We start from the raw sequence: 26,225 nt of genomic DNA, 5'->3' as shown, positions 1-26,225 counted from the left end.
CCGACGTCGAAGGTCATGCATACGTATGCATTACCCTGCCAATGAAGTCTAACTTGTTAACAATAAACAAATAAAAAAGGATGAAAAAACACGAATCCCTCCACACTTCATCTATTTATAAATCAATTAGATACAAATATCACCATCACAAATTTGTAATAAATTTGAATTCTTAATTGACGATTAAATTCTAATCGCCTACCCTAATGAAAGCGCTTACATTTGATTTTAAAAATGTAAGCGCTTACAGTAATAATAATACACAAGATGAGAACAATGATGACAACCAAACGCTTGCAAAGAACCCAACTAGCGACTGCTCTATCGCTAGTCCTCGGAACGCTGACAACCGTTGCTTATGCTGCGGATGAAGAAGCGATGGAAGTGATTGAAGTAAAAGGCATCAAAGGCAGTTTAATTAAATCAATGGATTTGAAACGAAATGCCAACGGTGTTGTAGATTCGATTTCTTCTGAAGACATAGGTAAATTCCCAGACACAAACCTTGCTGAATCGCTACAGCGTATTTCCGGGGTTTCTATCGATCGTACAAACGGCGAAGGTAGCCGAGTTACCGTGCGTGGTTTTGGCCCAGACTTTAACTTAGTTACGCTCAACGGTCGTCAAATGCCCGCTTCATCGCTTGAAGCGACAACCGCCTCTTCTTCTCGTTCATTTGACTTCGCAAATCTTGCATCTGAAGGCATTGCGGCGGTTGAGATCTATAAAACAGGTCGTGCAAGCGTACCTACGGGCGGTATGGGTTCGACGATTAACATCATGACCACTCGCCCATTGAATGCGCCAGGATTGAAAGCAACGATTGGCGCGAAAGCAGTCATGGATACCTCATCAGAGAAAAATGACGGTATTACTCCTGAACTTTCTGGACTGTACAGCAACACCTTTGCTGATGACACCTTCGGTATTGCGTTGTCAGGTAGCTATCAAAAAAGAAAAAGTGGCAACCAACAAGCAAACGTAGGCACTGGTTGGCGTAGCTTCCCAGGTTCAGTGGACCAAGATTGGGGCGCAGGCACGGCAGATTGGGGTGGAATTCCTGATGGTCCAGATTCTGGCCATATCAACCGCCCAACAGAGGATTCAATCTATTCTGTTCCACAAAGCCTAGGTTATGCCCTCCATGAAGTACAAAGAACGCGTACTAATGGTCAATTAACGCTTCAATATCGTCCTGTAGTATCAGTCACTACCACTGTTGATTACACTTATTCAAAGAATGACGTTGCAACGCAATTTAATGATCTGTCTGCATGGTTCAACTTTGGTCCATCTACTGGCGAATGGACAAATGGTCCAATTGCCTCGCCACTTATTTACTCTGAAGACACAAGTGGCGGCCCTGCTGACTTTTCAATGGGAGCAGGCGACTATGCAACGACAAGTGAAAACAAGTCTGTGGGCTTTAATCTTGAGTGGCAGGCAACAGACAACTTAAAACTTGAATTCGACTACCACAGCTCATCGGCAGAATCGTCTCCTGACAGTCCTTATGGCAGCAACAACGTTGTCAGTGCTGCAACGTGGGTTCGTGCAGTGACTACCGCACATTTTGACAAAGACTTCCCTGTATTAGAAATTCAATATCCAGATGGCGTGTCGAACATTCGACCTGAAGATATGCGTGTAACAGGTAGTTCATTCCGTAACTCGATGATGCGCAGTGAAATCGATCAAGCTCAATTCCGCGGCCAATACGTATTTGACGATGGCATTATTGAGAGTATTGATTTCGGTGTGTCGACAACAGAAGTATCTAACCGCTCAGCTTTCTCAAACGTTCAACGAGATACATGGGGCGGCGTAGGTCAGGCTGGTGACTTTGATGACTCATTCTGGCCATTGGAATCAGTGAAAGACCACTTCGACATCCCTGGTAGTAACTCGCCGGCGCTTATCAATGAATTCTTCATGTGGGACTTTAACAAAGTTCGTGCTCGTGCTGCTGACTTATACGCGGTTGAAGGTGCTGGTGACTGTGGTAATGGATTCTGCGCATCATCTAACTACACAACAGACCGTCGTACAAAAGAAGAGTCTACCTCTGCTTACATTCAAATGAAAATTGCGACTGAAATCAACGCGATGCCGTTAACCGTTATCACAGGCGTACGCTACGAGAAAACAGATGTTACCTCTCGTGCACTTGTGCCAACGTATAGCAATATCGGTTGGGTAGCTGCAAACGAATTCAATTTAGTTGCCACAGGCGCGCAAGACTTCACGGAATTGAAAGGCGATTACAGCAACGTTTTACCTAACATCGATACAAGCCTTGAAGTGGTTGACGACGTCATTGTTCGTGCCTCTTACAGCAAAACAATTGCTCGCCCGGGTTATGGTGATATTCAAGGTGGTTTAACGGTCGATTCGCTTGTTCGTATTGATGGTGGTACAGGTGCACGCGGTAACCCTGCCCTAAAACCATTTGAATCAACTAACTTAGACCTATCATTGGAATGGTATTACGATGAAGGGAGTTACGCGGCAATTGGCTACTTCCACAAAGATGTTGAAAACTTCATCGGCACTAGCATTGTACGTGAAGCCGTGTTTAACCTACCGCATCCCGCACAAGGTTCACGTTATCAAGAAGCGGTTGCAGCCGTTGGTTTGAATACCGATGCAATCCGTGAGTACATTTTAGCGAACTACCCTGATTCTACTGAAGGCTCGACTATTTTTGGTATTGAAGGCGATGATGCTGCGGCGCTATTCAACATCACCGTTCCGGTAAACCAAAAAGAAGCGACGTTAAAAGGTTGGGAAATTGCTGCACAACACGTTTTTGACAACGGCTTTGGTTTAATTGCTAACTTAACATTCGTTGACGGTGACATTGCGTATGATGACTTTAGCCTCGAACAGCAGTTCGCGTTATTAGGTCTAAGTGATTCTGCAAACTTTATCGCGTTCTATGAAATGGACGGTTTACAAGCACGTATCGCCTACAACTGGCGTGATGAATTCTTATCATCAACAGGTCAAGGCACAGGAGCTCATCCAACGTATGTAGAAGCCTATGGTCAATGGGATGCGAGCGTAAGCTATGACATCAACGAGAAATTGACCGTGTTCTTCGAGGGACTAAACTTAACGGACGAATATGGCCGTTCACATGGTCGTTCAAAAGAACAAGTATTAAACGTAACTCAAACTGGGCCAAGATATAACATTGGTGTACGTTATACCTTCTAATTTGCGTTTATCCCCCCAAGGGCTAGTGACATAGCTAGCCCTTTTTTAACTTAGTGCGGTTTACTATGGAAAAAGACATCAAGCACATTGTCGTTGTAGGTGGTGGAACGGCCGGCTGGCTTACTGCTTCTCTTATTCGTGCTGAACTTGCCTGTCAATCAATAGAAGTCACGTTAATCGAATCCCCTGATATTCCAACCATAGGTGTGGGAGAAGGCACATGGCCTTCGATGCGACAAACTTTGGCTCGTATTGGTTTTCCAGAATCCTTGTTGTTTACGGACTGCAACGCGTCATTTAAACAAGGTTCATTGTTTTTAAACTGGTCAAATGATGACGTTCCTCATCGTTATCACCACCCCTTTACCGCTCCTTGGCAAACATCAAGTATTGATACCAGCCTGTTTTGGTCACAACGCGCAAAAGAAACTCTACCATTCGCACATGCGGTAAATGCACAAGCTCGTCTGATAGAGATGAATATTGCACCTAAGGACATTACCACTCCAGAATACGCTGCTATCCATAATTACGGATACCATTTTGATGCGGGTCTTTTCGTAAAGCGTTTAACCGAGTTTGCAGTATCCACTTTGGGGGTACGGCGAATTACAGCAAACGTTACCCATATACACGAAGACAGTGATGGGTTTATCACCAGACTAAGTACCGACGAGCGTGAGCAAATTGATGGCGATTTTTTTATAGATTGCAGCGGTCAACATGGCTTGCTTATCGATAAACACAGCAAAATCCCCTTTATTTCTGTGAAACGCGAATTATTTAACGACCGAGCAATCGCGTTGCAAGTGCCTTATGAAGAGACCAATTCGCCTATTGCTTCGGCCACGGTTGCGACGGCTTACGAAAACGGTTGGGTGTGGGACATCGGCTTACAACACCGACGCGGTATAGGTTTTGTCTATTCGTCGCAATTTTGCAGTGACGAACAAGCGCTTTCTCAGCTCCATAACCACATTCAACGTGTCACTAATCAATCGCCGCTCGGTAAGCCAAAGTTCATCCAATTTAACCCAGGCTACCGTGAAAAATTCTGGCATAAAAACATACTTGCAATAGGCATGGCCGCAGGGTTTGTCGAACCCTTAGAAGCCACAGCGCTTGTGATGATTGAGCAAGCTGCGAAGTTTTTTGTCGATCATTTCCCGCATACCCAAGAGCAATTGGCACTGTGCGAGACACGCTACAACCACCTCACAACGGGGCGCTGGCGAGACATCGTCGATTTTCTGAAATTGCATTATGTGCTCAGTAAGCGCACAAGTGATTATTGGCTTCATCACCATAATCCAGATACGCATTCGGCAAGGCTCACAAAGTGGCTAACTCACTGGAAAACCCATCGTCCTAGCCGTTTTGACTTACCGCAAATTGAAAGCCTTTTTCCTTCGGCCAGTTTTGAATATATCCTTCATGGCATGGGGTTTGAGCAGCAACTGCATTTAACACAATCAGAACGTGCGATTGTGGAACAAACCGAAAAAGAATACGGCAATTTAATCAATGAAGCGAAACGACTTTTGAATTTGCCTACAAACCGTAGTTTACTAAACAAAATAGCCATACATGGCCTGCCAAAGATTTAAGATAAGCGAGAAAACAATGACAACAACCGTCCTCCTGAATCACCAGCAGCACAAAAAGATTAAAATCATTACCCGAAAATCGGCAGAGCTTGGTGACGCACAAATGGCCGCCTACACCTTTGTTTCCGAATTTCGCCAAATCCAAGCGCATTACCCGATTTTATTTCAAAAAGATACAACCAATGGCCAATTTTTCCCGGTCGCGCTACTTGGTCTCGAACCACACTCCAACTTGTTTCTGAGTAGCGCTGGCTGGGAAGCTTCATATGTGCCTTTATCAATTGAACGACTGCCTTTTTCGATAGGTCAGCAACACGACCAACGCGTAATCCATATCGATATGAGTAGCCCCAAAGTTTCTCGCGTTGACGGCGAACCATTGTTTAGCGAGTTTGGCGAGTTTACGCCCTACCTTGAACGTGTAGGTCAGTCACTGGAATTATTGCATCAAGGCGTTCAAGAAAATGCGCACTTTGTTGCACAACTGCTCGAAGGTAACTTGTTAGAATCATTGTCATTAGACATTGAGCTTAACAATGGCGAAACAACACAATTAACGGGTTTTTACACTATCAATGAAGACAAACTAAATTCGCTTTCAGACCAGCAACTTTTAAAGTTGCAACATGAGGGGCATTTAGCTGCAATTTACTTTGTACTCGCGTCTCATTCGCAGCTTCTGACGTTAATCGACAGAAAAAATAGACAAACCCAAAAGGTATAAACCATGGGTTTGGATATCAGCCAATTACAACCGATCCCAGAACGTAACGACGTCGCCTTTCGTGATTTAAAGACGCTGCTGGCAAATCAAGAAACGCCAATAGTGCTACGAGGATTTGTTGCACATTGGCCTTTAGTTGCCAAGGCACAAGAATCCGCTCTACAAGCGCTGCGATATTTGGAACAGTATTCGACCCAAGAACCTGTCACTGTGTTTAACGTTGCCCCCAATGCAGATGGCCGCGTGTTTTATAACGAGAGTGCAACTGGGTTTAATTATCGCGTTTTAAATGGACCATTTAGCCGACTTGCACAGCAGCTCAGCACATCAAATAATGAAGCGCTTGGCGCGTTTTACTTAGGTTCTACGTTATTTGGACGTTGGTTCCCTGAAATTGATACCGAGCACAGCACTGTGCTTGATGAAATCTCGCCACTTAAAAGCCTCTGGCTTGGTCAAAAAAGTAAAGTGGCCATTCACAGTGACTTTCCCCTAAACCTCGCGTGTAACGTCATTGGTAAACGTCGATTCGTACTATTCCCACCAGAGCAAATCAGTAACCTCTATATCGGTTCACTTGATTTTACGCCAGCAGGTCGCCCTATCTCGATGGTTAACTTAAATGAGCCTGATTTCGACGCGTTTCCACGTTTCGCTGAGGCCTTAAAACACGCACAGTTTGTTGATTTAACCCCTGGCGATTGCCTTTATATTCCGAGCATGTGGTGGCACTACGTAGAAGGCCTTGAAGACATCAATGCGCAGATCAACTATTGGTGGCGAGATGAAAAGAGCGTCATCGGGAGTCCAACGGATGCCCTCACTCACGCACTGCTTGCCATAAGACAATTACCCGCACACGAGAAAGCGGCTTGGAAAGCCTTTTTCGACTACTACCTATTCAGTGATGAATTTGATACTAACCACATTCCACATGAATTACTTGGGGTATTTGACGGCTCGAATACGCAACAACAGTTAAACGTTAAAAAACAGCTCGCCAGAAACTTGGAACGCTAAATTCGATGAATGAGAACACCATGAACGTAAACGCAGTAAAAAAAGTGGTCATTGCTGGTGGTGGTACAGCCGGCTGGATGGCTGCAGCCTCGTTAGCAAAATTGTTAGGTAAAACACTCGACATTACGCTTATTGAATCTGATCAAATTGGCACAGTCGGTGTTGGTGAAGCCACCATTCCAACGTTGCTTACTCTACATCGGCTGTTGCACATCAATGAACAAGAGTTTATGGCGGCGACGAATGCGACCTTTAAGCTTGGCATTGGCTTTGAAAACTGGGCAAACAAGGAAGACAGCTACATTCACTCTTTCGGATATACCGGAAAAGATTGCTGGGCAGCGGGTTTTCAACATTTTTGGGTTAAAGGAAAACAAATGGGCATTGCGTCAGAGTTTGGCGACTATTGTCCAGAGCTGATAGCAGCAAAGCAAAATAAGTTTGCGCACCTAAACAAGCAATCCCTGAACTATGCCTACCACCTAGATGCCTCGTTGTACGCCAAATTCCTCCAGACCATGGCGTTTGAACATGGCGCGAAACGCATTGAGGGTAAGATTTCCCGAGTAAATTTAAACGAAGTCACCGGTTATATAGACAGCCTAACGCTCGATAGCGGCAATACCATCGCAGGCGATTTGTTTATTGACTGTACTGGGTTCCGAGCTTTGCTCATTGAGCAAGCGCTCCACACAGGTTTTGATGACTGGAGTCATTGGCTACCTGCTAACTCGGCAATCGCCGTGCAAACAACAAAAGCAGATGCACCTAAACCATACACTCGCGCTATTGCGCACGATGCAGGCTGGCAGTGGCAAATACCACTACAAACCCGCATGGGCAATGGCATTGTGTATTGCGATAGATTCGTAAGTGATACCGAGGCAAAACGTACTTTACTCGAAAATTTACCTGGCGATCCCATAACCGATCCTCGCGTGATTAAGTTTACGACCGGCCAGCGGCGTAAGCATTGGAACAAAAATTGTGTCGCGATTGGCCTTTCTTCCGGTTTTATTGAACCTTTAGAATCCACCAGCATACATTTAATCCAACGCGGTATTGTACGCCTAATGCAGTTGTTCCCGCAGGCTGGGATTCAACAAACGGATGTAGACGAATTTAACCGTCAAACACAAGAGGAAGTGGATAATATCCGCGATTTCATTATTCTTCATTACAACGCAACTGAGCGCACCGATTCTGCATTCTGGCGTCACTGCAAAAACCTCGAGATCCCAGACACATTGCGCCACCGCATGGAATTATTCCGTGAAACTGGACGTGTATTTAAGTCTGGCAACGAGCTGTTTGGTGAGAATTCCTGGACACAAGTAATGATGGGACAAGGCATTTTACCTAAAGCTTATCACCCAATTGTCGATGTAATGAGTAATGATGAGCTTTCACAGTTTTTGAATCAAATTAAATACAACGTAGATAGAACGGTTCAACAGCTACCAAGCCACCAAGATTTTCTTGAACATTACTGTAAAACGCACAGTGAATAATTCGTCACAAAGACCGTCTCCCTTTTTCCAAGTCTGGCTTATATAGCTAGACTTGGAAATTCTTTTAACCACGTGAGTGGACTCATAGACCGGCTTATTTTGTAAAACAGGAAGCCGTGACCTTCGCGCCACAAACACGCTGTCTAAACAAGCGCCTTCTTTAGTCAATGATGCAATAAAAGTACGTGTCGATTTACAGCTTAATCACATGAGCTATATACCTGTGAAACAAGAATACGAAATGCCTTTTCTGAAAATAGGCTGTTAGAAAGAGATAAAAATCTACCAACTATCGGCTTACAGTCATAGCCATGTTTGATGGACCGAAGTAAACTGTTTGCTTGAAAATAGCTTACGAGTCTTAGGTATCACGAAATTAGAATGAATTTTACAGAACAAGAAAAACAAACCATCGAAGCAGCGAAAAGTAATCTAAAAAAAGCAAATGTTATACGTATTATTGCCGTGTCGGTCATGTTTATTGCGCTGACTTTATATGCGCTTAACGTTTTGCCACAACAAACGCTTTTAGCTGCCTTGGTCGTCATCGGTGTTGTCGCTTTACTCGCACCCAATTTAGGCTTTGGCCCAAAATACGATGAACTTGTCTTAATTTTACAAAAAAAGTTAGAAGAAACCGAACGTCATTAAAGATAGATAATGACGTTCTATGCACCTAAATATGGCGTTAGTGGGCTGTTTTCTCTGTCAGTCACACAGTTCGTATACTCGGACCCAATCAATTTGCATTGTGAAAGGAAGTTTAGACTCATCAACACCTTTTTCATTGACTTTACCTGCCCAATCACCGCCTACCGCAACATTAAGTAGTAAATGGAAGGGATGATTAAAGGGGGCATTGTCAGGGCGCCGTTTATTGCCCTCAGGTTGGCTAAACCAACCATCTTTACCTGTCGTTTGAGGATATTGCGTGGAATAAAGTACCCCATCGACATACCAACTAATTTCGTCCTTTTTCCAGTCCAATCGATAGACATGAAATCCGCTACTAGGCGAACGTTCCTCGTCCAACCGATACGGTTTACCTGTATATACATTTTTCGGAGGCCTTGTGCCGTAATGAAGTGTACCGTGAACGCGAGTTTCAGGCTTGCCCTCATAAGACGCATCATTATCGTCTGAACGAGCACCTAAATTCACAGCTTCCATGATGTCAATTTCACCCGATTCGGGCCAAGGACCATAGCGATTTTCTTCAGGTAACATCCAAATTGCAGGCCAGCTCCCTTGTCCTTGAGGCAATTTTGCACGGATCTCAAATCGACCGTAGGTAAACGCTGCTTTTGATTTGCTGTTGATTCGACCGCTAATAAACGATTTAGTGGATGTTTGTGCAGGATCATAGTTAGGATGACTTTTTGGAAAAGTAGGTCCTGTTCCTTGTTCTTTAAGTGCCGTCAGAGACAAGACGCCATTGGCAACAGAAATAGTCCGTTTATCATTAACATAGCATTGAAGTTCGTGATTACCACCACCCCAACAATTTTGTTCTATGTTCCATTTCTCAGGATCTAACGTCTCATCACTAAATTCATCTTGCCAAATAGGGTCTTGTATACACAATTTGCTTTGTGCACTGGCACCTGTAGATACAAGTATGGCTAAATAGAAGTAACTAGTTCGTTTCATTCGATATTCGTCTTATTATACTTATTAAAAAAGGGAGCTAGTGCTCCCTAAATCAGTTATTACAGCTTATTGTAACTGCGTTTTCATTACTCGCCCCCACATAGACATCCGCGATAGAGATGTTCATTGGCTTGTCAGCGGTAAGCTTAAACAGGTGCATCACTTTTGAGAGATCGTTTTCAGGCGAGGCGAAACAACTAACAGGGACAGATATGTCATACCACCCTGTTGGTTTTTCAATAGCGACTTGAACCGTCTTTTCGCACTCATTATTACATGGACCCGCGATGCTAAAAGACTGCGCCTCATCAGTATGGTTGACTTTCAAGGCGAAATTTAACCTCGCGTCAGCCTCGAGTAAATTACGTAAATCAGATGGGAATGCAGCCAGTACTTCGAAACTCGCCTCAGCCTTTCCAGTAAACACGAGATTACGGGCATCTTCTTGCACCGTTTTATCTTCCGTTGAGACCTCGAGCGACGGAGTGCGAGTAACGCTGGAAGAAATTCGAGTCTCACCTGATGCTTCGCGAATTTGAGCTCAGCTTGGTGCCTTAACGTCTCTGACCAGGATCTCATGATTCGCAAGTTCACCTTGCACGGTTTTAAATTCTGTAGGCAAGTTGTCTAGATTAATCTGTTGTGATTGTTGACCGTAACTTAACCCGTAGCCATAAGGGAGCAATGGGTTGTAGTTACTATCTCCTCGATTAACCGAAGTTTGTGTAGGTGAAGAAGGCCATGAGAAGGTTAACTTGCCTTTAAAATCATACGCGACTGCGTCATTTTTATCCTTTAACAGCACATCAGCAATCGCACCACCTTCACTTCCAGGCAGCCACGCTACAACAAATGCGTCAGAGGCATTCAATTCCGGATTTACCCAAAGCGGGCGACCTGTCAGGAAAATTGCAACAACCGGAATACCTTGCAACTTTAATTTTTCTAAAAGCTGCAGGTCACGTTTGTTGCCTCGCTGATATTCGACATTCGCAAGGTCACCATTGCCCTCTGCGTAAGGGTCTTCTCCAAATACGACAACGGCTACATCCGGCTTTTGAGTAAACGCGCCAGACACCGACAACTCAACTTGGCCACCGGCCTTTTCGACTTGAGCCTTAAATCCATCAAATATGCTGGTTCCACCCGGAAAATCCTCGTTAGTATTACCTGTACCTTGCCAGGTAATGCTCCAGCCGCCAGATTGCTTGCCGATGTTGTCCGCGCCATCCCCAGCCAGTAAAATGCGTGAATTCGCATTTAGTGGTAAAAGTTGGTTATTGTTTTTCAGCAGCACAAGTGATTCACGAACTGCTTGTTTTGCGACATCACGATGAGCTTTCGCGCCAATGAGCGACATATCTCCACTCAATGGTCGCATTTTAGGGGTTACTGACTCGAACAATCCCGCTCTTACTTTTACACGTAAAATACGACGTACTGCATCATTGAGTCGCGATTCAGGAATTGCCCCACTTTTCACTTGCGCTATGGTGTTTTCAAGTAACGGTTTCCACTCCGGTCCGGGTACCATGAATACATCAAGGCCTGCATTCATCGCATTCGGACAACTCTCATTACTGCAGCCGGGAACTTGTCCATGACCATTCCAGTCCCCTACAACAAAACCATCAAAGCCCATTTTATTTTTAAGAACTTCTGTTAATAGATAGTGACTACCGTGCGCTTTTTCGCCTTTCCAACTGTTGAACGACGCCATCACTGATTGTGCTCCGGCCGCAAGACCACTGACGTAACCTTGTGCGTGGATACGATAGAGTCTCGCTTTCCGACGCCAGATTGTCTCCTTGGTCATCACCCCCTTCCGTACCACCATCACCTAAAAAGTGCTTCACGGTACTAATCACCTTATCGTCTGCGAATAGACCGTTTTCAGGCACCCCTTGTAGTCCTTTCACCATGGCGCCTGCATAGGCTTTTACAATTTCAGGATCTTCTGAATAGCCTTCATACGTGCGTCCCCAACGATCGTCACGTACTGTTGCAACGGTTGGTGCGAACACCCAGTCTATACCTGTCGCACGCACTTCTTTTGCGGTAATAGCGCCAATTTGTTCAAGCAATTTCGGGTTATTGGTTGCACCCAACCCAATGTTGTGAGGAAAAATAGTCGCACCAATCACGTTATTGTGACCATGTACCGCATCTGTTCCCCACATCGTCGGGATGGTGGAACCATCTAAACTCGCATCTATTGACGCTTGATACATTGCATCGGCAAGATCTATCCATTCCTTCGGCGTCGCATGTTTGTTACCGTTTGGAAATGAGCCGCCCCCATTGAGATAGGAACCGAAACCGTAGCGACGCATGTCTTCGACGCTGATTGACTTGATCTCCGGTTGGATGGTTTGCGCTACTTTTTGCTCAATCGTCATTTTTGCGAGAATAGCGTCAACCTTCTGCTCTACTTTATCATCTTTTGGGATCACAGAATTGACGTGATTCTCAAAGCGAAGTTGAATCAACGGGTTGACTCGTTGCCGTCGTCGATTTGGATTGCTCGTTACAGCCAACAAGCAACACACTCAAAACCGCACTCGCCACCATTGATGGCATTATTGTTCTAATTTTCACAGTATTATCCTTTTCTTAAGCGTGGTTTTGTTTCGTCAAAAAGCGACCGTAAAACGCGATGAACGCGTAGCATATAATGGGTAAAACCAAGGCATGTTGAATCCCTATTGAATCTGCAAGCAACCCTTGGAAAAGTGGGATCACTGCACCGCCCACAATTGCTAAACACAATAAGCCTGAACCCGTCGCCGTCTTTTTCACCTAAATTACCAACAGCCAAACTAAAAATGGTCGGAAACATCACTGAATTACATAGGCCAACAAAAATGAGCGCCCACATTGCTACACTGCCTTGGCTCACAACGGCAATGGAAATCAGCACAATCGCGATTAAGGCATGGGCGAAAAGTACTTTAGCGCCCGATATTTTTTGCATCAATAGCGCACCCGCAAAACGCCCAACCATCGCGCCGCCCCAATAGTACGCGAGATAACTTGCAGCCGCTTTTTCTGAAAGATTACCAATGTGCTGCTCCATCAAAAAATTGACCATGAAACTACCTATCGACACCTCTGCACCGACATACACAAAAATTGCGATGACACCAAAAGCAAGTCGCTTGTCTTTTAGTGTTTCTGTAATAGACGACGAAGACGTTATATCGGATTTTTGTTGTTCGATACTTGGTAGTTTTAAAAGCGCAAATACGACTGCCAACACGATAAAACTGAGCGCTAAACCAAGATAAGGCAATTGCACACTACTCGCATCATTTGCATTTTTCGCTGCACTATCCAATATCAGTAACGCGCCAAAAAATGGCGCGATGGTTGTGCCTAACGAGTTAAATGCTTGCGTCATAGTTAATCGCGAAGACGCTGTTTTAGCATCCCCTAATTTTGCTACATAAGGATTGGCCGACACCTGCAATATCGTAATACCAGACGCCAACACAAATAAGGCAGCCAAAAACAAGCTGTAAGTGTGAACTGATGCTGCAGGATAAAAAAGCCCACATCCTATTCCGGCAATCACTAACCCTACGACTATACCTCGTTGAAAACCGATTTTTTCAACCAATTTACCCGCGGGTACTGACACCAGAAAATAGGCACCAAAAAAGCAAAATTGCACAAGCATGGCTTGCGAATAGTTTAAATCAAAACTGTTTTTGAGATGCGGGATCAAAATGTCGTTTAGACACGTTATAAACCCCCACAAAAAAAATAACGACGTCAGCCAAGCAAGTGAAATAGGCTGTGATTGCCCACCCGACTGCTGTTGCGACTGTGTCTCAAGCACGGAAATCGCCATTGGTAGTTCTCCCATTATGTTGGTCTTTTGTTCTTTTAACCTTGACCAATGTTTAGTTTGTTTTGTAATCTAACATCAAAATGTAAGCGCTTTCATAATCATTTAAACCCTTATAGAAACGCTTTTCAAGCATTTTTGTAACCGCTTACATTTATGGACTAGATCGGAAAGCTAATGACAAACACAACAACTATGCTGCAACTTCCCACCAACAGTACTATGCGCCGTGCTGATTTTACTTTTGGCGTTGCCACGGCTTCATTTCAGATTGAAGGTGGAGCTGAACACCGATTACCCTGTATTTGGGATACGTTTTGCGACACACCGAATACCATTGCCGATGGTTCAAATGGAATGATTGCCTGCGATCATTTTAACCGTTGGGAAGAAGACGTTGAGTCTCATTGCTTCAATGAATGTCGATGCCTATCGACTATCGATTTCGTGGCCTCGCGTCATGGATAAGCAAGGATGTATCAACCTCGACGGCGTGAGGTTTTACACTAACTTGTTAAAAGCGTTAAAGAAAAAAGGCATCCGAACATTTGTAACGCTCTATCACTGGGATTTACCACAACACATTGAGGAGCAAGGAGGTTGGGTAAATCGTCAGACTGCGTTTTTATACGCAAACTATGTTGAACAACTCGTTCCCCACTTTGTCGGACTTGTCGATTCATACGCCACATTTAACGAACCTTTTTGTAGCGCATTCCTTGGCTACGAGCTTGGCATACACGCGCCTGGTCTCACCTCTCAAAAAGCTGGGAGGCAGGCTGCACATCACATTTTGCTTGCACACGGCCTAGCGATGCAGGTATTGCGTAGACTCACACCGCAAACCATGAACGGTATCGTTTTAAACTTTACCCCTTGCTACAGCAATACCGATTCAGCCGAAGATATTGCCGCGACGAATTTCGCCGATGAATACCATAATTTGTGGTACTTAATGCCTATTATGACCGGTCACTACCCTAACGTCCTCAATCAGCTTGACGAAAGCGTGCGACCAGAGGTCATGCCTAACGATATGCAGCTCATCAGCGGAAGTATTGATTTTTTAGGGATCAATTTTTATACCCGCCGTTTTTATGCAAAACCGTCTGACCCATCAAAATTGTTTGACGAATTAGCCCATCGCCCTCCCTACACGGATATGGGCTGGGAAATTTATCCTGAATCCTTTACCAAGTTGCTGCTTGATTTACATAACCGATTCAACTTACCACCCATTTACATCACGGAAAATGGAGCAGCAATGCCTGACGTAATCATGGACGGCGAAGTTCACGATGACGACCGATTGGCGTATTATCAAAGTCACTTGATTGCGCTTGATAAAGCAATTGAAGCCGGAGTCAACGTACAGGGCTATTTTGCTTGGAGTTTAATGGATAATTTCGAATGGGCTGAAGGCTACGTTAAACGGTTTGGCTTGGTTTATGTCGATTACGAAACACAAAAGCGAACCATTAAAAAAAGCGGTAAAGCGTACGCAAACATGCTCAGTGCTAAGCGTCTTGATTTGCAAAAGTAATCTATAACGATACAAAGGTAAGGCAACATGATAACGATAAAAGAAAAAATTGCCTACGGACTTGGTGATACGGCGAGTAACATCATCTTCCAAAGCGTAATGATGTTTTTAATGCTCTATTACACCGATGTCATGGGGTTAAACCCAGCCGTCGTCGGAACCATGTTTTTGGTTGTGCGTATTATGGATGCCATTACGGATCCACTGATGGGGACTTTGGCCGACAATACACGCACGAAACATGGGCAATTTCGTCCTTATCTACTCTGGCTTGCACTACCTTTTGCTATCATCAGTGTACTGGCATTCACCGTCCCCGACCTTCCGCCAAGTGGTAAAGTCGTATATGCGTATGTTACTTACGGGCTTTTGATGCTTGCGTACACAGCGATAAACATTCCCTATTGCGCTTTGGCAGGCGTATTGTCGGACAACCCGAAAGAGCGTGTGAGCATTCAGTCCTATCGTTTCGTGTTTGGAATGTTAGGCGGCTTAATTGTCGCTGGATTAACTCTGCCACTCACTGAATGGCTAGGCCAAGGCGACCAAGCGAAAGGGTATCAGCTCGCGATGTTGGCAATGAGTACCCTTGGTTTTGTGCTGTTTATTCTTTGTTTCTTCGGTACTAAGGAACGTGTTGCAAGTCACGAACAGCATGGCTTTTCTAAAAAGCTGTTTGTTGCTCTCATTAAGAATGACCAATGGCGGGTATTATGTGGCGCTGCGTTATCGCTACTCACAGGACAAGTATTACGCCTTACATTGGCGGTTTACTACGTTAAATACTTTTTACAACGCGAGGACCTAGTCAGTCTTTTTATTACATTGGGCGTCCTTGGCAGCATGATTGGTTGTGCTGTCGCAGAACCTTTGTCTCGCTATTTTTGCAAAGTGAAACTGTATATTGGTTTACAATTCACCGCCGCTGTTATTTGTGCCCTGTCCTACTTTATAGGACCACAAGATGTCTATTTGGCCTTTGCGGCGTTTATTGTTTGGAAGTTTTTAACCGATACGGCGACGCCCTTACTTTGGGCCAAAATGGCGGATACCATTGATTATGGCGAAGTAAAGTCGGGAATTCGTACAACTGGACTCGTATATTCCAGCATCATCTTCTTTATTAAACTCGGTATTGCACTAGGTGGCGCGCTCGCCGGTTGGTTTCTCGCCTACTTTGATTATCAAAATGGCGTACCTCAAACAGATGCAACGTTACACGGTATTGTCGTAACCTTTACGCTCGTATCGTCGCTTGGTTCTTTTGGTGTCGCATTAATTATGCTCAAGTATCGATTAAATAATGAAAAATTGGATGAAATACACCAGCACTTAACTTTAAATAAAGATACGCACGCGCTACCATAGAGTCGAATTTGTTAGGAGCGGTTATTCGATGGCAACGATTTACGATGTTTCAGTTTTGGCAGGCGTTTCACTTGCGACGGTATCAAGAGTCATCAATAAAAATGGCAACGTGAGCGAAAAGACGACCAAAAAGGTCATGGAAGCTATGGACAGCCTCGGTTATCGCCCAAACGCGATTGCTCAATCGCTCGCCTCAAACCGTTCTAACAGCATTGGTATCTTGATCCCCGAACTGTGTGGTCCGTTTTTCGGAAACTTAATGGCGGGCGCAGAAAAACGTTTACGTGATGCGAACAAACACGTCATCATTACCGCTGGTCACAGTAATGAAGAAAGTGAAAAAGCTGGAATTGAGTTTTTACTTAGCCGCAACTGCGACGCGCTCATTTTACATCTCGATGCCTTGTCTGATGACTACCTTGAAGCGTTGTGCGAAAAAGGGATCCCACTCGTCATTATTAACCGCTACATAAAACCCCTTCATGATCGCTGTATCTACTTAGATAACAAAACCGGTGGCTATTTGGCAACGAAAGAATTGCTTGATTTAGGCCATCGTAAAATCGCCTACATTGCTGGCCCTCATTGGAAAGAAGATGCGAAAGCACGTTTTGAAGGACATACACAAGCGCCGCGCGAAACAGGTATAAAACTTGAAAATGAATTGGTTTACATGGGAGACTTTAAACAAGAAAGTGGTACGGAAGGACTTAAAACGCTACTAAACAGCAACCACCAATTTACAGCGCTAGTATGTGCTAACGATGAGATGGCTTCTGGTGCAATGGCCTATGCGCGTGAGCAAGGCATGCAATTGCCCGAAGAACTTTCTATCATTGGCTTCGACAACATTGTGTACTCAAGCTACCTGTTCCCTGCGCTCACCACGATTAATTACCCCGTTGAAGAAATGGCAAAGATGGCGGCAGCGCTCATTTTGAAAGAAGTGTATCAAGTGAAAGGATTGAAAATCAGCAACGAATTCTATCCAACACTGATTAGAAGACATTCCGTTTTGCCTGAAAAGGGTTAATCGAATAGAAACCCTCCTATTCTCGAGACAAATTCAATCCCCCGGTCGAGCTTTTCCTCTCTAACGTTTGCCTATAGTTTAAGGACGTTCTAGCACGTTTAGGATATGCCCGGTTTCACGGCTTAAAGCTCATTTCGTCCATCGAAGTAAGCAATATTCAAGCTTCTTGGTTCAATGCCTTCTACGCAGCCGTAATTAACTCTGAATTTGTCAGGGTCGAAGGACAAATCGTGAAATGGATAGATCCCGCATGTCTTACAGAAATAATGATTAACGTCATGATCGTTAAAATTATAAGTTTGGAGATTGTCCCTACCACTCAAGATCTTAAAGTCTGCTTTATCAAAGATTTGCTTAGACATAATTGCGTTTTTTCTAATGCAAATTGAACAATTACATTGCAACGCGTCCGTAATTAACTCACTTTCAAATTCAAACTTTACTGCCTTACAATGACAACTCCCTTGATATATCATCTGAGTACACCATCTTCATTTTAATCAAACACTGTATATTTATACACGTGCATTATTTTTGCAACCTGTCGTTTGACCAATACGCATAAAAAAGCCGGACATCAACTTTTGCCCGGCTTAACTAATTCGGTTATTTGCTCTTTAGTATTACTATTTCATAATACAGCCACATACAGACCCCGCACTCGTATTGCTGTTTGTCCATTGTCCATTCCACTTTAAGTAGCTTGCTGTTTTTGGACACACTCCTTGATTTTCCTCGCTACCTTGGCAAATTGCTTGCGCCACGCTGTTATCACCAATCTCTGTTTGCGAGGTGACATCAGCTGCTTTTCCTTGACCAACTAAAATATCCAGAAATATGTGGCTTAAGGCTTGGCTGGTTATATTGTTGTTGACTTTATTTTCCGTACCAACAAAGTTGTGACACCCAAAACAGTTACTCGCAAATGTGCTGTTTAAATTAACATGTTGATAGGTAGTCTCGGCAACCGTATTCGCCAATCTCAAAGAACCTCGTTCATTAGGCACACCAACGCCACCCGTGTTTTTGCCGATGTCACTTACCCAAAGCGCTCCAACTTGAAAATAGTTTTGGAGAACAGCATAGGATGAATCATTTTGTAACTTCGCAATTTGCATCTCTAAATCATTATTTTGGTCAAGTATCGCTGTTAGATTTTCCGTCGCATCTAAATCACCAGATCCGGTTCCATAAGGATAAACGCGGCAAATATTGGTTGGTGTTCCCTTAGATGCCGTTTGTTCTTCCGATGGATTGTTAAAATTACACACGTTCCCAGGCGTTGTTGAACTGGTCAATTTACTTGCACAGCGATTGCTTGCAAAGGTCCAGCTATCATTAACGGTGACAGATGTTGGCGCACAGTCAGGTGTGTTTGCTTTATGTTCAAACGTGGCCCAAACGAATTCTGGATGGTTTTGCGTCGCAACAGCGATATGCATACCCACTAAACCGAGAGTTTGCTTTTTACCGGCGATTTTCTGTTGTTGTACGACGAACTGATTACTTTTGATCTCATCTTTCGATAACACTTTCCACGCCGCTTTAATCTCTGTTGTCCCTTCAGCAAAATTAATTTGATTTTGCTTTTCAAGCTCAACAGCACTCCCTGTTTGATTACAAAGCGCCTTGTTAAAACGAACGTCGTAATACACAACATTGCCGTCCTGTGCATAAATCGTAGCTTTGTCGCCAGCTTGCTCTGTCGAGAACGCTGATCGTTTTCCTTTTTGCAATCTGTTTCTTATTGTTGTTCCATCAATTTTGTTATCACAGGAGTTTAATGGTTTACCATCTTTGTCAAACTCAAGCACAGCATATTGTTTCGGGTCGAGAAAATTAGGTGTTTTACCCGTATTTTCACTCATCAAGTACACATAAGCTTGAGTAGAGAATTGATAAAAGTCGCAAAATGTCGATGAATTACCATCACTTTTTTTGACTTCTTTTGGCATGCTTGGGTTTTTCAACCACTCTGGATTAACCGGACAACTGACTTCGGCAAATACTTGAGAACTTAAAGTCGCCATTGCAAATCCAGCTATGCATAGCTTTGTAGAACGCTTCATTGTAACCATCCCTTTAACATCACGTTAATTTAATTGCACAACTAACTATAGTGATACCGACAAGATGGGGCAATTACAGATGATTACATTTTTTAAAATCAGCAGATTTTCAATATACTTCAAAGAAGAAGCATAAGTACTTCGCATCGAATATTAAATTTAGCAAATAAAAAAAGCCGCGGCACAAGGCACAACGGCTTTAACAACCAGAATCGTTTCTTATAAAGCTTTTTCTAGCTCTGGCAGTACATCAAATAAGTCTGCAACTAAGCCATAATCCGCAACTTGGAAAATTGGCGCGTCAGGGTCTTTATTGATAGCAACAATTACTTTCGAATCTTTCATACCTGCAAGATGTTGAATTGCACCGCTGATACCAACAGCAATATAAAGATTAGGTGCAACGATTTTACCCGTTTGGCCAACTTGCATGTCGTTAGGCACAAAACCAGCGTCAACTGCAGCACGAGACGCACCTATTGCAGCACCCAATTTGTCCGCAATGCCCTCAAGAAGTTTGAAGTTTTCACCATTTTGCATACCTCGACCACCCGAAATAACCACTGGTGCAGCAGTCAACTCTGGACGTTCAGATTCGGTTTGCTCAATACTCACAAACTGTGTCGTCGCATTATCTACTACAGTACCAACGACTGAGGTTGCCGCAGGTGCCTGTGTGCCTTGTAAATCAAATGCACTTGCACGCACGGTTAGTAATTTAACCGATTCATTGCTTTGTACCGTCGCAATTGCATTGCCTGCGTAAATAGGACGCTTAAATGTATTTTCATCGACAACGGCGATAATTTCCGAAATCTGTGATTTATCAAGCAATGCAGCAACACGCGGGAGCATATTTTTTCCGGTCGTTGATGCACTTGCTAGAATATGCGTATAACCTTCAGCGATACTCAGCACTAATTCTGATATATTCTCAGCCAGTTGTGTTTCATAAACGGCGTTGTCTGCTACTAAAACGTTTGAAACACCGGCAATACTCGCTGCTGCTTCAACAATGCTCCCCACATTGTGACCTGCAACCAATACACTAATGTCCGTTCCAATTTTACTCGCTGCATTCACCACTTTTGATGTTTCAGGTTTTAATGCACCGTTGTCATGATCTGCAATTACTAAAATCTTCATGAGATCACCTTCGCTTCATTTTTTAATTTTTCGACTAGTTCCGATACACTTTCTACGACGATGCCACCTTGGCGTTTTGCAGGTTCTTCTACACGAACAAGCGTTACGCGTGGGCTTAAATCAACACCTAATGAGTCAGCGGCAACGACGTCTAATGGTTTACGTTTAGCCTTCATAATATTCGGAAGTGACGCATAACGAGGTTCATTTAAGCGTAAATCAGTGGTTACGATTGCTGGCAAATTTACAGCGACCGTTTGCAGTCCGCCATCCACTTCACGAGTGACTACTGCTTTGCCGTTTTCAATAACGACCTTTGAAGCGAACGTAGCTTGTCCACGCTTCGTTAAAGCGGCCAACATTTGTCCTGTTTGGTTGTTGTCGGCATCAATCGTTTGTTTTCCTAGAATTACCAATTCAGGTGATTCTTGTTCAACTAATTTAGCAAGTAATTTTGCAACATGAAGAGATTCAAGTTTTTGGTCTGTCTCTATTTGAATTGCGCGGTCTGCACCAAGTGCAAGTGCAGTTCTTAGCTGCTCTTGACAGGCTTTATCACCGATAGACACGACCACTACTTCCGTTGCGGTTCCTGCTTCTTTTAAACGCACGGCTTCTTCAACAGCGATTTCACAAAAAGGGTTAATCGCCATTTTTACGTTGCTTAAGTCGACATCACTGTTGTCTGATTTAACGCGCGCCTTGACGTTGTAGTCAATCACTCTTTTGATTGGTACAAGGACTTTCATAGCTGCTCCATTTTCTGGTTATTCTGTTAGATGACAATTACGTTACGTATGCGTCAACCTACTTTATTGATGTTTTCAATCTACTTCCTGTTGACGTAAACGTCAACCTAAAATAACCTTAGCTTAACTTAAATCAAGTAAACTTAGATTTACTACGATACAATTATGTTACATTTGCATTTGATGCAGAATGAAACAAGCAACACTGTATCTCCGTCACAGAATTATACGAGGTAGCAATGGTCGAACGTGAAACCATGGAATTTGATGTCGTAATTGTCGGCGCGGATCCTGCGGGTCTTTCGTGCGCTATTCGACTCGCCCAGCAAGCGCAAGAAAAACAACAAGAACTCATGATTTGCGTCGTCGAAAAAGGTTCTGAGGTCGGTGCTCACATTCTATCAGGCGCGGTGTTTGAAACAACCGCATTAAATGAGCCTCATACCAGATTGGCAAACCAAAGGGGCGCCAATCACAACCAAAGTCTCTCACGATGAGATCTACCTATTTAAAAACGAAACTAGTGCCAAATTGTTACCAAATTTCGTTGTTCCAAAAACATTTATGAACGAAGGCAACTACATCGTCTCGATGGGGAATGTCTGTCGTTGGCTTGCCGAGCAAGCAGAATCGCTCGGCATTGAAATTTTTCCTGGATTCAGCGCACACAGCTTAATCATCGAAGATAACGAAGTTAAAGGTATTGTGACAGGCGACATGGGCGTCGATAAAGACGGCCAACCAAAAGACAGCTACATGCCTGGAATGGAACTCCGCGCAAAGTACACGGTATTTGCTGAGGGCTGCCGCGGCCATTTGGGTAAACAACTTATCAAGACGTTTGCATTAGACAAAGAGGCAACGCCGCAGCACTATGGCATCGGTTTTAAAGAAATTTGGCAAGTTAGTCCTGAAAAACACCAAGAAGGTTTAGTCGTCCACGGTGCTGGCTGGCCGCTAAGTGAAGGTGCTAGTGGTGGTTCTTTCCTCTACCATGCTGAAAACAATCAAGTCGTAATCGGTCTCATCATCGATTTAAACTATGACAATCCTTATTTAAGTCCATTTGATGAGTTTCAGCGCATGAAGCATCACCCTGTTTTTGCGAAGGTGCTTGAGGGTGGCGAGCGCGTTTCTTACGGTGCGAGAGCAATCGCTAAAGGCGGTTTTCACTCGTTGCCTAAAATGCACTTCCCTGGTGGCCTTCTTATCGGCTGTGACGCAGGCACATTAAACTTCTCGAAAATTAAGGGCAACCATACAGCGATGAAATCGGGCATGATAGCGGCGGATGCTATCATTGAAGCACTAAACTCAGATGCGCCTGCCAGCGACTTAATTACTTACGCTGAAAAATTCAAGTCAAGTTGGGTATACGACGAGTTGTATAAATCACGTAACTTCGGTCCGGCACTGCACAAATTCGGTAAAATTTTGGGCGGTGCGTACAACATGATAGACCAAAACATCTTTTCTGGAAGCTTGCCATTTACCATCAAAGATGAAGTTCCTGATCATGCTCAAATGAAGCTCAAATCTGACTGTACGCCTATCGATTACCCTAAACCGGATGGGAAATTGAGCTTCGACAAGTTGTCTTCTGTATTTCTATCGAATACTAACCACGAAGAATCACAACCTTGTCACTTACAGTTAGCTGATCCGTCAATCCCGATTAACGTAAACTTTGCAAAATACGCAGAACCAGCACAGCGATACTGCCCTGCCGGTGTTTATGAAATCGCAAAAAGTGACGATGGTAACGATACGTTTGTAATTAATGCGCAAAACTGTATCCACTGTAAAACGTGCGACATCAAAGACCCAAGTCAGAACATCACCTGGGTTACACCTGAAGGTGCAGGTGGTCCAAACTATCCGAATATGTAATGTGTTCAACGAATTAGTGCGTTCAAATAAGCGGGTCAAAAGCCCTCTTCAACCAACGCGATTCGGTTAAAGTATCCAAACTCAAATTGCAAGGGACTTCATCAGGCCCCTTTTTAGTTCCAATCTTGCCGATTCAATTCTCACCTTATTTTGTCGCGTTTATAATATCAACGCATTGAGAATAAACAAAAATTAGTCAAAATCCTGCGGTCATGATACAAATTGTGTCTATACTAGTATTAATTAGCCGTGTAGGAGGCTTCTATGCCGCAGCATCAACTCACTTTCCGATTCCTCGCAGAACCAACTGACGTCAATTTTGGCGGTAAAGTGCATGGTGGCGTTGTGATGAAATGGATTGACCAAGCAGGCTACGCTTGTGCCGCAGGTTGGAGTGGCAGCTACTGCGTTACGGTGTCTGTCGCAGGGGTGCGCTTTCATCGTCCGATTCTTGTCGGTCAAATCGTAGAAGTGAGCGCTCAAATTGCACATACGGGTAAAACCAGCATGCAAATCTTTATACGCGTTCGATGTGGCGACCCCAAAAAGCAGCAGCTTGTTGAAACAAATCATTGCGTCATCAGTTTTATTGCTATGGACCAAGCTGGTTACCCTGTTGAAGTTCCTAAATTTGAGCCTAAAACAGAAGAAGAAAAGCGTTTAGAATTGTACGCTCTCAAAATGAAAGACATCGCGATTGAGACAGAAACACTGTTGCAAAATACCGTCGTCCCCAATTCCGAAGAAGAGTAACATGATTAATAGCCTTCGCTGTGAGCTGGGCTATTTATATTTGTAAGAGCAATACAACGTTAAATATTTGCAACTTTTTAAAATTCCTTTAACGTTAATAATTGAGGCGTGTTTAGGAGAAGTTCGGTGAAGTTTAAACACAAGATTGTATTACTGTCCTCTATCGTACTTGTGATAGCGCTCGGTACACTTTCAATCAAACAATATTTTCTGCTTGAAGATAATCTAAAAAAGCAAGTTGATCACAGTGTCGATGAAATAATACAAGGCATAAGCAACACTGTCACCGCTCAAATGCAAGGTAGTTTGGATTTGGCAGAACTGACGACGAGTCTCGTTGCTAATACAAATGCATTGGAAGAAGCCTTCCCTATTTTGTCACAGCCAAAGCTCACTTCGACTTTCCTACTTATCGGATATGGTCAAGAAAGTACTGGTAAATACGTAGCAAGTGATCCGTCATGGGATCCTGGTCCGACTTGGGATCCTCGAAAACGCCCTTGGTACACCGATGCAAAAAATGCCAATAAACTCATCGTGACCGCCCCTTATGCCGATGCTGTAACGAAAGAAATTTTGGTTTCAATTGGCGTGCCCGTTAAAAAATCAGGGTCGTTTGGGGGCGCTATTTTCTTTGATGTGAGCCTTGCCAAATTAAGCGAAATGATTAACGCATTCAGACTGTTTAACGCGGGATACGCTTTTATGGTCAGCAACGACGGCAGTATTATTTCTCACCCCGATGCAAAACTAAACGGCAAAGACATGAAGTCATTTCTGCCAGCAGTTTCAACTCAAAACGGCGCACAAACGATTCAAATTGATGGAAAAGATAAAATATTAGTGTTCCAGTCTGTTAAAGGCATGGATTGGAAAATTGGTGTGTTACTCGACAAAGACATTGTGTTTGCTGCCGTCTCTGAAATGCGTAACGACTCGGTTCTTCTAACACTCATCGCGCTAGCTGCCAGTATCGGTATATTGCTTTTCTTTGTAAATTCGCTTCTTCGTCCACTGGAAGAAATCAACTTTGCGATGGCAAACATCGCTAAAGGTAATGCGGATCTTACGGTCCGTTTAACCGCGCCCGACGAACCTGAGTTCAAAGCAATGGCAGAGAACTTCAATGCGTTTACCGAACGCCTGCAAAACTTGATCGGTGAAATTCAGCGCCTTGGTCGTGATATTTTAAAAGACGCCAAACAAACATCAAGAGAAGCACGAAAATCACGAGAAGCTATAGATAAACAGCTCCAAGCACTTGATACACTTACTAATGCAACGGAACATCTCTCTGAAACAGAGAAACAGGTTGCGGCAACGGCTCAAGACGCGCCGAAGGCAATTCAAGAAACGGACGCCACTGCGGTGAGTGGACAACGCGTCGTCGCAGAAACCACAAACACCATCGCTCACTTATCTACACAAATCGCCGAAGCGGTAAATGTAGTAACCGAACTTGAAGTCTCATCAAGCGGCATTGAACAAATTCTTTCCGTTATCAATGGTATCGCTGAACAAACCAATTTACTCGCCTTGAACGCTGCAATTGAAGCAGCTCGAGCGGGCGAATCTGGACGCGGTTTCGCGGTCGTAGCAGACGAAGTTCGAACGCTTGCGCGACGCACGCAGGAAGCCACCACTGAAATCAAAGCAATGATAGATCAGCTTCAAGCTGGGGCCGTGAGCGCCGTACAGGTAATGAAACTGAGTCAACAAGTCGTTGAAAAAACGGTTGGTAAAGCGGATGAAACTAAAGTGGTGTTGGAGCAAATGCGTTCCGCGATTGCAAATATCGTTCATCTCAATGTTGAAATCGCGAATATGCTGAATCAACAAGGTCATATTGTCGATAATGTGAATTCAAATGCCGCGGACATTCGTGGCATATCAGAAACCGTCTATCGAGATTCGCAAACCGTCGACAGCACCATGCATTCGCAAGTCGACAAAATCGCTCATCAAGAAGACATGCTAGAACAATTTAAGGTTTAGCCCTAAATACAAAGTAAGTCAGCTGAGCACTGTGTTTAGCTGACTTTTACCGCAAGTCACCCTCTTTTAAGTTTGCGCCTTTCGCTATTTGTTGGTAA

The 26,225-nt window shown here is 43.9% G+C and carries 16 protein-coding genes and 4 pseudogenes; 12 read left to right on the top strand and 8 right to left on the bottom strand.

The features are described 5' to 3' along the window. Positions 1 to 279: 279 nt before the first annotated feature. From J5O05_RS00990 to J5O05_RS00965, 6 genes are all read left to right on the top strand, one after another. Positions 280 to 3,219: a TonB-dependent receptor gene (locus J5O05_RS00990; RefSeq protein WP_425281522.1), complete on the top strand. Its 2,940-nt coding sequence runs from the start codon at positions 280 to 282 to the stop codon at positions 3,217 to 3,219. Between the two features lie 65 nt (positions 3,220 to 3,284). Then, complete coding sequence (locus J5O05_RS00985; protein ID WP_208843211.1) at positions 3,285 to 4,826, top strand: tryptophan halogenase family protein; 1,542 nt, start codon at positions 3,285 to 3,287, stop codon at positions 4,824 to 4,826. A gap of 16 nt (positions 4,827 to 4,842) precedes the next feature. Further along, the gene (locus tag J5O05_RS00980) at positions 4,843 to 5,550 is read left to right on the top strand and encodes a SapC family protein (RefSeq protein WP_208843210.1); all 708 of its coding nucleotides are present in this window, start codon (positions 4,843 to 4,845) and stop codon (positions 5,548 to 5,550) included. Between the two features lie 3 nt (positions 5,551 to 5,553). Continuing rightward, positions 5,554 to 6,570, top strand: coding sequence for a cupin-like domain-containing protein (locus J5O05_RS00975; protein WP_208843209.1), 1,017 nt, complete (start codon positions 5,554 to 5,556; stop codon positions 6,568 to 6,570). Positions 6,571 to 6,590: 20 nt separating this feature from the next. Beyond that, positions 6,591 to 8,081 carry a tryptophan halogenase family protein gene (locus J5O05_RS00970; RefSeq protein ID WP_208843208.1) on the top strand — a complete coding sequence of 497 codons (1,491 nt, stop codon included), beginning with the start codon at positions 6,591 to 6,593 and terminating at the stop codon, positions 8,079 to 8,081. A gap of 381 nt (positions 8,082 to 8,462) precedes the next feature. Then, positions 8,463 to 8,732: a hypothetical protein gene (locus tag J5O05_RS00965; RefSeq protein WP_208843207.1), complete on the top strand. Its 270-nt coding sequence runs from the start codon at positions 8,463 to 8,465 to the stop codon at positions 8,730 to 8,732. A gap of 57 nt (positions 8,733 to 8,789) precedes the next feature. Here J5O05_RS00965 and J5O05_RS00960 read toward each other — a convergent pair whose 3' ends face one another. The 4 genes and pseudogenes from J5O05_RS00960 to J5O05_RS00950 form a co-directional block, all read right to left on the bottom strand. Next, positions 8,790 to 9,731, bottom strand: coding sequence for a glycoside hydrolase family 16 protein (locus tag J5O05_RS00960; protein WP_208843206.1), 942 nt, complete (start codon positions 9,729 to 9,731; stop codon positions 8,790 to 8,792). 52 nt (positions 9,732 to 9,783) lie between these two features. Further along, positions 9,784 to 12,151, bottom strand: a pseudogene (locus J5O05_RS00955) (glycoside hydrolase family 3 protein); the annotation flags it as partial. A 49-nt stretch (positions 12,152 to 12,200) separates the two neighbouring features. Next, complete coding sequence (locus tag J5O05_RS22290) at positions 12,201 to 12,329, bottom strand: hypothetical protein (protein WP_280117667.1); 129 nt, start codon at positions 12,327 to 12,329, stop codon at positions 12,201 to 12,203. A 15-nt stretch (positions 12,330 to 12,344) separates the two neighbouring features. After that, positions 12,345 to 13,584: pseudogene (locus J5O05_RS00950) on the bottom strand (sugar MFS transporter). 174 nt (positions 13,585 to 13,758) lie between these two features. Between J5O05_RS00950 and J5O05_RS00945 the strand changes: the two are divergent. The 3 genes and pseudogenes from J5O05_RS00945 to J5O05_RS00935 all read left to right on the top strand — a co-directional run bounded on the left by J5O05_RS00945 (position 13,759) and on the right by J5O05_RS00935 (position 17,525). After that, a pseudogene (locus J5O05_RS00945) lies at positions 13,759 to 15,124 on the top strand (GH1 family beta-glucosidase). A gap of 27 nt (positions 15,125 to 15,151) precedes the next feature. Then, a complete protein-coding gene (locus J5O05_RS00940) occupies positions 15,152 to 16,492 on the top strand; it encodes a glycoside-pentoside-hexuronide (GPH):cation symporter (protein ID WP_208843205.1) in 1,341 nt (446 codons plus the stop codon). A 28-nt stretch (positions 16,493 to 16,520) separates the two neighbouring features. Further along, positions 16,521 to 17,525: a LacI family DNA-binding transcriptional regulator gene (locus J5O05_RS00935; RefSeq protein WP_208843204.1), complete on the top strand. Its 1,005-nt coding sequence runs from the start codon at positions 16,521 to 16,523 to the stop codon at positions 17,523 to 17,525. 122 nt (positions 17,526 to 17,647) lie between these two features. Here the strand turns inward: J5O05_RS00935 and J5O05_RS00930 are convergent, their stop codons facing one another. The 4 genes from J5O05_RS00930 to J5O05_RS00915 all read right to left on the bottom strand — a co-directional run bounded on the left by J5O05_RS00930 (position 17,648) and on the right by J5O05_RS00915 (position 21,489). Further along, positions 17,648 to 18,001 (bottom strand): GFA family protein, encoded by a 354-nt coding sequence (locus J5O05_RS00930; protein ID WP_208843203.1) that lies wholly within the window; start codon positions 17,999 to 18,001, stop codon positions 17,648 to 17,650. A 150-nt stretch (positions 18,002 to 18,151) separates the two neighbouring features. After that, positions 18,152 to 19,594: a mannan-binding lectin gene (locus J5O05_RS00925; protein ID WP_208843202.1), complete on the bottom strand. Its 1,443-nt coding sequence runs from the start codon at positions 19,592 to 19,594 to the stop codon at positions 18,152 to 18,154. A 219-nt stretch (positions 19,595 to 19,813) separates the two neighbouring features. After that, complete coding sequence (locus J5O05_RS00920; RefSeq protein WP_208843201.1) at positions 19,814 to 20,740, bottom strand: electron transfer flavoprotein subunit alpha/FixB family protein; 927 nt, start codon at positions 20,738 to 20,740, stop codon at positions 19,814 to 19,816. Then, a complete protein-coding gene (locus J5O05_RS00915) occupies positions 20,737 to 21,489 on the bottom strand; it encodes an electron transfer flavoprotein subunit beta/FixA family protein (RefSeq protein WP_208843200.1) in 753 nt (250 codons plus the stop codon). Before J5O05_RS00915 ends, J5O05_RS00920 begins: the two co-directional genes overlap by 4 nt. Positions 21,490 to 21,728: 239 nt before the next feature. Here J5O05_RS00915 and J5O05_RS00910 point away from each other — a divergent pair. The 3 genes and pseudogenes from J5O05_RS00910 (at position 21,729) to J5O05_RS00900 (ending at position 26,127) form a co-directional block, all read left to right on the top strand. Beyond that, positions 21,729 to 23,379, top strand: a pseudogene (locus J5O05_RS00910) (electron transfer flavoprotein-ubiquinone oxidoreductase). 264 nt (positions 23,380 to 23,643) lie between these two features. Then, complete coding sequence (locus tag J5O05_RS00905) at positions 23,644 to 24,132, top strand: acyl-CoA thioesterase (protein ID WP_208843199.1); 489 nt, start codon at positions 23,644 to 23,646, stop codon at positions 24,130 to 24,132. Positions 24,133 to 24,258: 126 nt separating this feature from the next. Beyond that, complete coding sequence (locus tag J5O05_RS00900; protein WP_208843198.1) at positions 24,259 to 26,127, top strand: methyl-accepting chemotaxis protein; 1,869 nt, start codon at positions 24,259 to 24,261, stop codon at positions 26,125 to 26,127. Positions 26,128 to 26,225 lie beyond the last annotated feature (98 nt).

This window comes from Pseudoalteromonas xiamenensis (assembly GCF_017638925.1).
In the GTDB taxonomy this organism is placed as follows: Bacteria; Pseudomonadota; Gammaproteobacteria; order Enterobacterales; family Alteromonadaceae; genus Pseudoalteromonas; species Pseudoalteromonas xiamenensis.
The sequence above is the reverse complement of the archived record's forward strand: the minus strand, read 5'-3'. Positions and strand labels throughout refer to the sequence as shown.

Coding starts and splice junctions, on each gene's coding strand:
- J5O05_RS00990 (WP_425281522.1), top strand. CDS start 280: ATGACAACCAAACGCTTGCAAAGAACCCAACTAGCGACTGCTCTATCG.
- J5O05_RS00985 (WP_208843211.1), top strand. CDS start 3,285: ATGGAAAAAGACATCAAGCACATTGTCGTTGTAGGTGGTGGAACGGCC.
- J5O05_RS00980 (WP_208843210.1), top strand. CDS start 4,843: ATGACAACAACCGTCCTCCTGAATCACCAGCAGCACAAAAAGATTAAA.
- J5O05_RS00975 (WP_208843209.1), top strand. CDS start 5,554: ATGGGTTTGGATATCAGCCAATTACAACCGATCCCAGAACGTAACGAC.
- J5O05_RS00970 (WP_208843208.1), top strand. CDS start 6,591: ATGAACGTAAACGCAGTAAAAAAAGTGGTCATTGCTGGTGGTGGTACA.
- J5O05_RS00965 (WP_208843207.1), top strand. CDS start 8,463: ATGAATTTTACAGAACAAGAAAAACAAACCATCGAAGCAGCGAAAAGT.
- J5O05_RS00960 (WP_208843206.1), bottom strand. CDS start 9,731: ATGAAACGAACTAGTTACTTCTATTTAGCCATACTTGTATCTACAGGT.
- J5O05_RS00940 (WP_208843205.1), top strand. CDS start 15,152: ATGATAACGATAAAAGAAAAAATTGCCTACGGACTTGGTGATACGGCG.
- J5O05_RS00935 (WP_208843204.1), top strand. CDS start 16,521: ATGGCAACGATTTACGATGTTTCAGTTTTGGCAGGCGTTTCACTTGCG.
- J5O05_RS00930 (WP_208843203.1), bottom strand. CDS start 18,001: ATGATATATCAAGGGAGTTGTCATTGTAAGGCAGTAAAGTTTGAATTT.
- J5O05_RS00925 (WP_208843202.1), bottom strand. CDS start 19,594: ATGAAGCGTTCTACAAAGCTATGCATAGCTGGATTTGCAATGGCGACT.
- J5O05_RS00920 (WP_208843201.1), bottom strand. CDS start 20,740: ATGAAGATTTTAGTAATTGCAGATCATGACAACGGTGCATTAAAACCT.
- J5O05_RS00915 (WP_208843200.1), bottom strand. CDS start 21,489: ATGAAAGTCCTTGTACCAATCAAAAGAGTGATTGACTACAACGTCAAG.
- J5O05_RS00905 (WP_208843199.1), top strand. CDS start 23,644: ATGCCGCAGCATCAACTCACTTTCCGATTCCTCGCAGAACCAACTGAC.